The following is a 9,231-nucleotide window of genomic DNA, read 5'->3' as shown; positions in this document are numbered from 1 at the left end:
GGGTGGGGTGGGGGGTGGGTCAGGGGGTGGCTCGGTGGAGGGAGTAGAGGGTGAGGGCGGCGGCCGTGAGGAGGGGGGCGCCGTCGCGGATCAGGCCGTCGGAGCCGAGCAGCCACCAGCAGAGCGGGAGGTCGAGCGCGAGCACGCCGAACGTCACCACCACCAGCGCCCGCCGCGCCCAGCCCTTGCCGCGCAGCAGGAACGCGGTGCAGAACAGCACCGCGTAGCTGGCCGCGATGCCGGCGCCGATCCAGAACAGCACCGCGGGCACGGCGGCGACCCCGCCGTCCAGCAGTGACCCGGTCGCCACCAGCGCCGGCACCAGCATCAACGGGCTGTAGGTGAACGCGGCGACCCGGGCGGTCAGCAGCCACCCGTTCGCCTGCGGGCGCTTCGGCGTCACCTCGCGCCAGGCGATCGTCCCGCCCTCGACGACCAGGCCCTTGCGGTGCCGGACCAGGTGCGCCCGGACCGCGTCGGAGCGGTAGAGCAGCACCACCACGGCGACGCAGAGCGCGGTGAGCGCCGCGAACCCGAGCAGGCCGGGCAGCGCCGGCACCCCCTGCCGGGGCACGATCAGGCGGCCCACCGCGAAGACGGTGGTCACGGCCAGGATCAACCCGAACGGGCGGGCCGCCACCCGTCCCCGGTTGACGTGCCCGATCAGGATCAGGAAACCCAGCGAGCGGAGCATCGCCCAACCGGTGCGTACCGCGAGGCCGAACTCCTGCTCCGGGGCGTACCAGTAATTGAGCAGCTCGACCACGACGGTGGCCCCCGCGGTCACGGCGAGCAGCGTGGTCAGCGCCCGGACGGCGGACGGCCGCCGGACCTCGACAGGTTCGGCGGCCGTCCTCATGGCATCCGTTGTTGCCCGGCGCGGGCAACCGGCACACCTGTTACTTCTGCGGCTCCACGTCCAGCCGGGCGCGCAACGCGTCCAGCTCGGCCCAGAGCACGCCGGGGAGCTTGTCACCGAACTTCTCGAACCACTCGGTGACCAGCGGCAGCTCCTTGCGCCACTCCTCCGGGTCGACCTTCAGGGCGATCCGGACGTCCTCCGGGGTCATGTCGAGGCCCTCGACGTCCAGCGCGTCCTGCGCCGGGACCATGCCGATCGGGGTCTCCACCGCGTCGGCGGTGCCCTCCAGGCGCTCGATGACCCACTTGAGGACGCGGGAGTTCTCACCGAAGCCCGGCCAGAGGAAGCTGCCCTCGGCGTCCTTGCGGAACCAGTTGACGTAGTAGATCTTGGGCAGCTTGGCCTCGTCGCCGTCCGTGCCCTTGCCCATCTCGATCCAGTGCCGGAAGTAGTCACCGGCGTGGTAGCCGATGAACGGCAGCATGGCCATCGGGTCGCGGCGCACCACGCCGACCGCGCCGGACGCGGCGGCGGTGGTCTCCGAGGAGAGCGTGGCACCCATGTAGACGCCGTGCACCCAGTCCCGCGCCTCGGTGACCAGCGGGACGGTGTCCCGCCGCCGGCCGCCGAACAGGATCGCGTCGATCGGCACGCCGTTCGGGTCGTAGTAGTCGTCGGCCAGGATCGGGCACTGCGTGATCGGGGTGCAGAACCGGCTGTTCGCGTGCGAGGAGAGGTGGTCGCTCTCCGGCGTCCAGTCGTTGCCCTTCCAGTCGATCAGGTGCGCCGGCGGCTCACCCATGCCCTCCCACCAGATGTCGCCGTCGTCGGTGAGCGCCACGTTGGTGAAGACCGAGTTGCCGCGGTCCAGCGTCCGCATGGCGTTGGCGTTGGTCTTCCAGTCGGTGCCGGGCGCGACGCCGAACAGGCCGTACTCCGGGTTGATCGCGTAGAGGCGGCCGTCCGGGCCGAAACGCATCCAGGCGATGTCGTCACCGATGGTCTCGACCTTCCAGCCCGGAATGGTCGGCTCCAGCATGGCGAGGTTGGTCTTGCCGCAGGCCGACGGGAAGGCGCCGGCGATGTGGTAGACCTTGCCCTCCGGCGAGGTGATCTTGAGGATCAGCATGTGCTCGGCGAGCCAGCCCTCGTCGCGCCCCATCACGCTGGCGATCCGCAGCGAGTAGCACTTCTTGCCGAGCAGCGAGTTGCCGCCGTAACCGGAACCGAAGGACCAGATCTCCCGGGTCTCCGGGAAGTGCGAGATGTACTTCGTCTCGTTGCACGGCCAGGCCACGTCCTGCTGGCCGGGCGCCAGCGGCGCGCCGATCGAGTGCAGCGCGTGCACGAAGTCGGCGTCGTCGCCCATCGCCGCCAGGATCGAGGATCCCATCCGGGTCATGATCCGCATCGAGGCGACCACGTACGGGCTGTCCGTGATCTCGACGCCGAACATGGGGTTCTCGGCCTCGACCGGGCCCATGCAGAACGGGATGACGTACATGGTGCGACCGCGCATGCTGCCGCGGTACAGCTCCGTCATCGTCCGCTTCATCTCGGCCGGCGCCATCCAGTTGTTGGTGGGGCCGGCGTCCGCCTCGTCGACGGAGCAGATGAAGGTGCGCTCCTCCACCCGGGCGACGTCCGTCGGGTCCGTCCGCGCGTAGAACGAGTTGGGCTTCTTCTCGGGGTTCAGCCGGATCAGGGTGCCGTTGGAGACGAGTTCGTCGGTGAGGCGACGCCACTCCTCGTCGGACCCGTCCACCCACACCACCCGCTCCGGGGTGGTCAGTTCCGCGACCTCTCGGACCCAGGCGAGCAGTTTGGGGTGGGACGTCGGGGCCTGATCGATACCCCGCACAACAGCCGGAGCAACCATGTCACATCTCCTTGTGGTCGACGCTGACCGATCTATGGGATGCACGAGTTCTGGCGGGTGAGGCGCCGCCGTCGTGGAAACCTGGGATTGGGCTCAGCGTAAACCGGGCTGCCTCCCCAGTCAGTGGGACTGGTTGTGAAGAACTGCACAAGGTACGCCCACGCTGCGGCTACGCGATCTGATACCCGCTTTCGCGCGCAGTTTCACGCAAATCCTTCGGTGAACCTTCGACCGCCCGACCCGCGGAAGCGGGATTAGGTGACGCGCCACATGCATTCGCACGGTCGGTTACGCTCTGCTCACGGACATTCGGAACGGACCACCGGACCGCCTCCCGGCGACCCGGTCGCGGCGGACGGCGTGGAAGTTGTCGCGGCCGACTCGCCGTTGCGGTCGGTCCCCCTTCCCCTCAACCGGTACTCTCGGCGAGTGGCCGCGACGATGACCGGGGACCAACCGGGGGCTCCGCCGACCCGTCGGGGTCCGATCGGAGCGCTGCTCCACCGCTTCGGTCACCTCATCCACGAGCTGAGCAAGTTCGCCACCGTCGGCGGCTTCGCCTTCCTCGTCGACTTCGCGCTCTTCAACTACCTGTCGAGCGGGCGCGGCATGCCGCCGCTGGCGGCGAAGACCATCTCCACCGTGGTCGCCGCGACGGTCGCCTTCCTCGGCAACCGGTTCTGGACCTGGCGGCACCGCCAACGCTCCAACCCCGCCCGCGAGTACGCGCTGTTCTTCTTCTTCAACGGGGTGGGCCTCGGCATCGCGGTGGCCTGCCTGGCGATCAGCCGCTACGGCCTGGGTGCGATCTGGCCGGCGGTGTTCCAGACGCCCCTGGCCGACAACATCGCCAGCTTCATCGTCGGCACCGGCCTGGGGACGCTGTTCCGCTTCTGGTCGTACCGACGATTCGTCTTCGTCGAGGCGGGAACTCCCCCCGTTCCGGCACCGAGCCGAGATCGAGAGTCCGGGGCGTGACGCACCGCCCAACCCGACCCGCCGGGCCCAGCCGGCCCTGCCCACTGCCCTAAGGTGTTCCGCATGCCTGGAGTCCGTCTGCTGCCCGAGCGCTGGCAGAAGTTCATCCGTGAGGCGGCCAAGTTCGGCATCGTCGGCGGCATCAACACCGTCATCAATTACGCGGTGTTCAATGCGCTGGCACTCACCGTTTTCCGGGACGGCCAACTCAAGGCGACCGTGATCGCGACCATCGTCGCCACGATCACGTCGTATCTGATGAATCGGCACTGGACGTACCGGGATCGACCGAAATCCGCCCTACGGCGGGAATACGTCCTGTTTTTCCTGTTCAACGGTGCCGGCCTGGTCATCGAACTCGGCGTCCTGGCATTGGCGAAGTACGGCCTCGGCGTACACGGTCTGCTGGCGTTGAACCTGGCGAAGACGGTCGGCGTCCTGCTGGCCACCCTGTTCCGCTTCTGGTCCTACCGCACGTTCGTGTTCCAGCCGGTGCCGAAGCACGCCGAGGAGACCTGGCACGCCGTGCCCCGCGACGAGTGGGACAACGTCGCGGAGATGGACCCGGTCGCCGAGCTGGCCGAATCGGTGAGCGAGCTGGAGGAGGAGGAGCCGCCCCCGGGCGCGAGCCGCCCGAGGAGCGACTACACGCCGCCCCAGGGGCGGACGGCTCCGGTCGACGCCGCGCTGGGCGGGGCGCTCCGCGCCGACCTGGACGCCGAACTGGCCGCCGAGTTCCCGTCCCGCCGCGCCCGCCGCTGAACCTGGGCACCCGCCCCGACGCGGCTCACGAGGGGTCGCGGAGCGGCTTCCCCTCGGCCATGTCGGCAAGCATCTCCCGCATCTCGCCGTCGCCCAGGCTGTGCTTGTCGTGGTGGGCCTCGACCAGCTCGTAGAGCTTCGTCTGCACCCGATCCACGTGCGGCACGTCGTGCAGCACCGACTGGCCCCGCTCACCGGCCGACTCGATGGTCAACGTGCCGCAGCCGAGCATCCGCTCCACGAAACGCTGGTGCATGGCGTGGTCGTTGATCCGGGTCAGCGGCAGGTCCCGCCGGTTGCGGGAGAGCACGCCCTCCTGGAGCAGCACCCGCTCGTTGGTGAACAGGTAGTGCGTGGTGCGCCAGACCAGGAACGGCCACAGGCCCAGCCAGAGCACCAGTACCAGGCCGAGCCCGGCGAGGACGTACAGCGCGATGGCGCCGCCGTCGCCGTCGGGCAGCAGGAGCCAGCCGGCGACCACCGCCGCGACGGTGAGCGCCAGCACCAGGATCGGCCGGATCAGGGCCTTCCAGTGCGGGTGCAGGTGCAGCACGACGTGCTCGTCCTCGGTGAGCACGTCTTCGGGGAACGCCACTTCGAACCTCCTCGCGGAACCGGACGCGCTGACCGTAACCGGTCGGGGCACACCGGCGGCATCGGCCGCGCGGGCCGGAGGCCGGGTGGTGTGAGACGGGGCCCCACCTATACCGGAGGCGTTAAGCAGGGGCCCCTCCTTTCACCGCAGGTGGAGCACGTCGCCGGCGGCCAGGCGGAGGGGGGCGGTGGCGTCGGCGGCGTCAACCACGAGCTGGCCGTCGGGGTCGACGCCGGTCGCGGTGCCGTGCACCTCGCGCCCGTCCGGCAGCAGCACCCGCACCCGGCGGCCGATCGTGGCGCACCCGGCCAGGTACGCGTCGCGCAGCCCGCTGGCCTCCGCGTCGCCCCCGGCCTCGCGCCAGCGCGCGTACCAGTCGGCGAGCGAACGCAGCACCGCCCGCAGCAGCGGATCGCGGTCGGTGGCGGTGGCGCCGGCGAGCTGGAGCGAGGTGGCCGGCAGCCCGGTCGGGTTCTCCGGCAGTTCGGCGGCGCGCAGCGTCACGTTGAGGCCGACGCCGACCACGATCGCGGGCGGCGCGGCCCCGTCGCCGGGCACCGCCTCGGCCAGCACCCCGGCGCACTTCGCGCCGTCCACCAGCAGGTCGTTGGGCCACTTCAGCCGGGCGTCCAGCTCGGCCAGCAGGCGAACCGCCTCGGCCAGCGCGACGCCGGCCAGCAGCGGCAGCCAGCCGTACCCGGTGGCCGGCACCGGCGACCAGCCACGTTCGGCGACCGCCTCCCCGGGCCGGAGCAGGACGCTGGTCGCGATGCCGGCGCGCGGCGGCGACTGCCAGACCCGGCCCCGCCGGCCCCGGCCGGCGGTCTGCCGCTCGGCGACCACCACCAGGCCCTCCGGTTCGCCGGCCCGTGCGGCGGCCACCACGTCGGCGTTTGTCGAGCCGGTCTCCACCAGCAGCTCCAACCGGCGCCAGGGCCCGTGCGGGGCGACCAGCGCGCGCCGCAGCCGGGCCGCCGACAGCGGCGGGCGATCCAGATCGGTGTACGGCGAGCCGGGCATCCCGCCAGCCTACGGCCCTGAGGGTTCGCCGGTCGCCGGTAAGCGGTGAGGCGCACTGCACAACCTCACCCACCTGAACCATCGTTATATTCCACGGGTGACTACCGAGACCGGGACCACCATCCACACGACCGCCGGCAAGCTGGCGGACCTGGAGCGACGGCTCGACGAGGCGGTGCACGCCGGTTCGGCGCGCGCGGTCGAGAAGCAGCACGCGCGGGGCAAGAAGACCGCCCGGGAGCGGATCGGGCTGCTCCTCGACGAGGGCTCGTTCGTCGAGCTGGACGAGTTCGCCCGGCACCGCTCGACGAACTTCGGGCTGGAGCGCACCCGCCCGTACGGCGACGGCGTGGTGACCGGCTACGGCACTGTGGACGGCCGGCAGGTCTGCGTGTTCGCGCAGGACTTCACCGTCTTCGGCGGCTCCCTCGGCGAGGTCTTCGGGGAGAAGATCGTCAAGCTGATGGACCTGGCCATGAAGATCGGCTGCCCGGTCGTCGGCATCAACGACTCCGGTGGCGCGCGGATCCAGGAGGGCGTCGCCTCGCTCGGTCTCTACGGCGAGATCTTCTTCCGCAACGTGCGCGCCAGCGGTGTCATCCCGCAGATCTCCCTGATCATGGGCCCGTGCGCGGGCGGCGCGGTCTACTCCCCGGCGGTCACCGACTTCACCGTGATGGTCGACCAGACCTCGCACATGTTCATCACCGGCCCCGACGTGATCAAGACGGTCACCGGCGAGGACGTCGGCATGGAGGAGCTGGGCGGCGCCCGCACCCACAACGCCCGCAGCGGCAACGCGCACTACCTCGGCACCGACGAGGAGGACGCGATCGACTACGTGAAGGCGCTGCTGTCGTACCTGCCGTCCAACAACCTGGACGAGCCGGTGGTGTTCGACGCCCCGGCCGAGCTGGCGATCACCGATGAGGACCGGGAGCTGGACACGCTGATCCCGGACTCGGCCAACCAGCCGTACGACATGCACCGGGTCATCGAGCACGTGCTCGACGACGGCGAGTTCCTCGAGGTGCAGCCGCTGTACGCGCAGAACATGGTGGTCGGCTTCGGCCGCGTCGAGGGTCGCCCGGTGGGCGTGGTGGCGAACCAGCCGATGCAGTTCGCCGGCACGCTGGACATCGCCGCCTCGGAGAAGGCGGCCCGGTTCGTGCGCACCTGCGACGCGTTCAACGTGCCGGTGCTGACGTTCGTGGACGTGCCCGGCTTCCTGCCCGGCACCGGGCAGGAGTGGGACGGCATCATCCGGCGCGGCGCGAAGCTCATCTACGCGTACGCCGAGGCCACCGTCCCGAAGGTCACCGTGATCACCCGTAAGGCGTACGGCGGCGCGTACGACGTGATGGGCTCCAAGCACCTCGGCGCGGACCTCAACTTCGCCTGGCCGACCGCGCAGATCGCGGTGATGGGCGCCCAGGGCGCGGTGAACATCCTCTACCGCGCCGAGCTGGCGAACGCCGAGGACCCGGCCGCCGTCCGCGCCGAGAAGATCGCCGAGTACGAGGACACGCTCGCCAACCCGTACATCGCCGCCGAGCGCGGCTACGTCGACGGGGTGATCCCGCCGCACGAGACACGGACCCAGATCGTCCGGGCGCTGCGGGTGCTGCGCACCAAGCGCGAGACGCTGCCGCCGAAGAAGCACGGCAACATCCCGCTGTAGGTGTAAGGAGGGGCCCCCTGTTAACGCCTCGCGTAGAGCGGGGGCCCCTTCTCACACGCGGCCTGGCTCAGCAGCCGGGGTTGGCGGCCACGCACATCCGCTCGGCCGCGAGCCGGGCCAGGTCCCGCAACTGCGACTCGGTGCCGTCCGAACCGTTCTGGAGCACGCTGACCAGATCACCGACGCGCACCACCGCCTGCGCGGTGACAGACGTGGTGTCACCGAGTGACGCGCCGGTGTCCAGGTTGCGGGCCTGGCCGACCGTGTGGCGCACCAGCACCGACTCGTCCCCGGCGAAGTCGCGGTCGACCTCCTGCCAGGAGTGGTCGACCTCCGCGTCGATCGTCTTTCCGCGCCACGCCGTAGGGCCACTGGAGCGCCACATCCGGCAGGGCGCGAGCAGCGCGGGCAGCCCGTCGAAGAGCCGGTCGGCCCCGTCCGGCGCGATCCGGTAGAGGTCCTGCATGGCCAGCACCTGGCCCTCTCGCTGATCGCGGCCCCCGGTACGTTCCCGGACCATGGTCACCGAACGCGAATAACGGGACTGCTCCCACGTCGTCGGCTGTCCCTGGTTCTGCCGGCAGTACTCCAGCATCCGGTCCAGCCGGATCTCCTCGCCGAGGCCGGACTCGGTCCAGGGCTCCACGATGGCCGGCCGCAGGTCCGCCGGTTGCAACAGCGCCCCGGCGGGCACCTCGGTGGCGGTCCAGACAGTCGCCGACGGACTGGCCGCGGCCGGCATCGGCGCGTCGGTGCCTCGGCTCGTCACGAGCGCGGCACCGGAGGTGAGTGTCAGCACCGCCACGGCCACCGCGACCGCCGCACGCCGGCTGCGTCGGCGTGCCCGGGCCCGCAGCTCGGCCGGCTCCGCCCACCGGACGGCGTGCAGTTCACGCTGCATCAGGGAGATGAACGTCGGGTCGTCGTCACGCATCGGCGGGCTCCTCCAGATCTACGACCACGAGCAGTTCGGCCAGCGCGGCGCGGCCCCGGGACAGCCGCGCCTTGACGGTGCCGACCGGCGACTCGGTCTGCCGGGCCACTTCGGCGACCGGCATGCCAAGCAGGTAGTAGAGCGCGATGGCGGTGCGTTGCTCCTCGGGCAGCCGACGCAATGCCGCCACCACCTCCACGGTGTCCGTGCTGGGGGCGGGAGTGCTCTCCTGTGCCCCGTGCCGCAGGTAGGCCCGGGCCCGACTGCGCAGGCTGCGCCACCGGCTCACCGCGATCCGGCTGGCCACCACCCGCACCCAGGACTCCGGTTCGTCGTACCCGCGCACGGTCGACCACCGCTGCCAGGCCCGGATGTACGCCTCCTGCACCGCGTCCTGCGCCTCGGCCAGGTCACCGGTGAGCACGTACACGAAGCCGAGCAGCCGTTGCCGGCTGCCCCGGTAGAACTCGTCGAAGCCGTCGCTGTCGCTGTCGGGCACTGCCACCTCCCCGTGTTCGCC

At 70.9% G+C, this 9,231-nt stretch carries 9 protein-coding genes; 3 read left to right on the top strand and 6 right to left on the bottom strand.

The window, feature by feature from the left end:
- Positions 1-19: 19 nt before the first annotated feature.
- Positions 20-859 carry a hypothetical protein gene (locus tag C8054_RS14075; protein ID WP_107157241.1) on the bottom strand — a complete coding sequence of 280 codons (840 nt, stop codon included), beginning with the start codon at positions 857-859 and terminating at the stop codon, positions 20-22.
- A 40-nt stretch (positions 860-899) separates the two neighbouring features.
- The gene (locus tag C8054_RS14070; RefSeq protein ID WP_107157240.1) at positions 900-2,741 is read right to left on the bottom strand and encodes a phosphoenolpyruvate carboxykinase (GTP); all 1,842 of its coding nucleotides are present in this window, start codon (positions 2,739-2,741) and stop codon (positions 900-902) included.
- A 441-nt stretch (positions 2,742-3,182) separates the two neighbouring features.
- Here C8054_RS14070 and C8054_RS14065 point away from each other — a divergent pair, with 441 nt between their 5' ends.
- A complete protein-coding gene (locus tag C8054_RS14065) occupies positions 3,183-3,719 on the top strand; it encodes a GtrA family protein (RefSeq protein ID WP_107157256.1) in 537 nt (178 codons plus the stop codon).
- 63 nt (positions 3,720-3,782) lie between these two features.
- The gene (locus C8054_RS14060) at positions 3,783-4,481 is read left to right on the top strand and encodes a GtrA family protein (RefSeq protein ID WP_107157239.1); all 699 of its coding nucleotides are present in this window, start codon (positions 3,783-3,785) and stop codon (positions 4,479-4,481) included.
- Between the two features lie 25 nt (positions 4,482-4,506).
- On the opposite strand, the gene C8054_RS14055 is transcribed toward C8054_RS14060, so the two are convergent.
- Complete coding sequence (locus C8054_RS14055; RefSeq protein WP_107157238.1) at positions 4,507-5,076, bottom strand: PH domain-containing protein; 570 nt, start codon at positions 5,074-5,076, stop codon at positions 4,507-4,509.
- A 141-nt stretch (positions 5,077-5,217) separates the two neighbouring features.
- The gene (locus C8054_RS14050; protein ID WP_107157237.1) at positions 5,218-6,096 is read right to left on the bottom strand and encodes a biotin--[acetyl-CoA-carboxylase] ligase; all 879 of its coding nucleotides are present in this window, start codon (positions 6,094-6,096) and stop codon (positions 5,218-5,220) included.
- Positions 6,097-6,193: 97 nt separating this feature from the next.
- Here C8054_RS14050 and C8054_RS14045 point away from each other — a divergent pair, with 97 nt between their 5' ends.
- The gene (locus C8054_RS14045; RefSeq protein WP_107157236.1) at positions 6,194-7,777 is read left to right on the top strand and encodes an acyl-CoA carboxylase subunit beta; all 1,584 of its coding nucleotides are present in this window, start codon (positions 6,194-6,196) and stop codon (positions 7,775-7,777) included.
- A gap of 67 nt (positions 7,778-7,844) precedes the next feature.
- Here C8054_RS14045 and C8054_RS14040 read toward each other — a convergent pair whose 3' ends face one another.
- Positions 7,845-8,711, bottom strand: a complete 867-nt coding sequence (locus C8054_RS14040) for a hypothetical protein (protein ID WP_107157235.1) — start codon at positions 8,709-8,711, stop codon at positions 7,845-7,847.
- Positions 8,704-9,210, bottom strand: coding sequence for an RNA polymerase sigma factor (locus tag C8054_RS14035; RefSeq protein WP_107157234.1), 507 nt, complete (start codon positions 9,208-9,210; stop codon positions 8,704-8,706). The genes C8054_RS14040 and C8054_RS14035 overlap by 8 nt, the downstream gene beginning before the upstream one ends.
- Between the last annotated feature and the right edge of the window lie 21 nt (positions 9,211-9,231).

The organism is Micromonospora sp. RP3T (assembly GCF_003027925.1).
Lineage (GTDB): Bacteria > Actinomycetota > Actinomycetes > Mycobacteriales > Micromonosporaceae > Micromonospora.
The sequence above is the reverse complement of the archived record's forward strand: the minus strand, read 5'-3'. Positions and strand labels throughout refer to the sequence as shown.

What these genes read in the sequence shown, in the direction of transcription:
- C8054_RS14070 (WP_107157240.1), bottom strand. Translation starts at nt 2,741, where the DNA reads ATGGTTGCTCCGGCTGTTGTGCGGGGTATCGATCAGGCCCCGACGTCC.
- C8054_RS14060 (WP_107157239.1), top strand. Translation starts at nt 3,783, where the DNA reads ATGCCTGGAGTCCGTCTGCTGCCCGAGCGCTGGCAGAAGTTCATCCGT.
- C8054_RS14065 (WP_107157256.1), top strand. Translation starts at nt 3,183, where the DNA reads ATGACCGGGGACCAACCGGGGGCTCCGCCGACCCGTCGGGGTCCGATC.
- C8054_RS14075 (WP_107157241.1), bottom strand. Translation starts at nt 859, where the DNA reads ATGAGGACGGCCGCCGAACCTGTCGAGGTCCGGCGGCCGTCCGCCGTC.
- C8054_RS14040 (WP_107157235.1), bottom strand. Translation starts at nt 8,711, where the DNA reads ATGCGTGACGACGACCCGACGTTCATCTCCCTGATGCAGCGTGAACTG.
- C8054_RS14050 (WP_107157237.1), bottom strand. Translation starts at nt 6,096, where the DNA reads ATGCCCGGCTCGCCGTACACCGATCTGGATCGCCCGCCGCTGTCGGCG.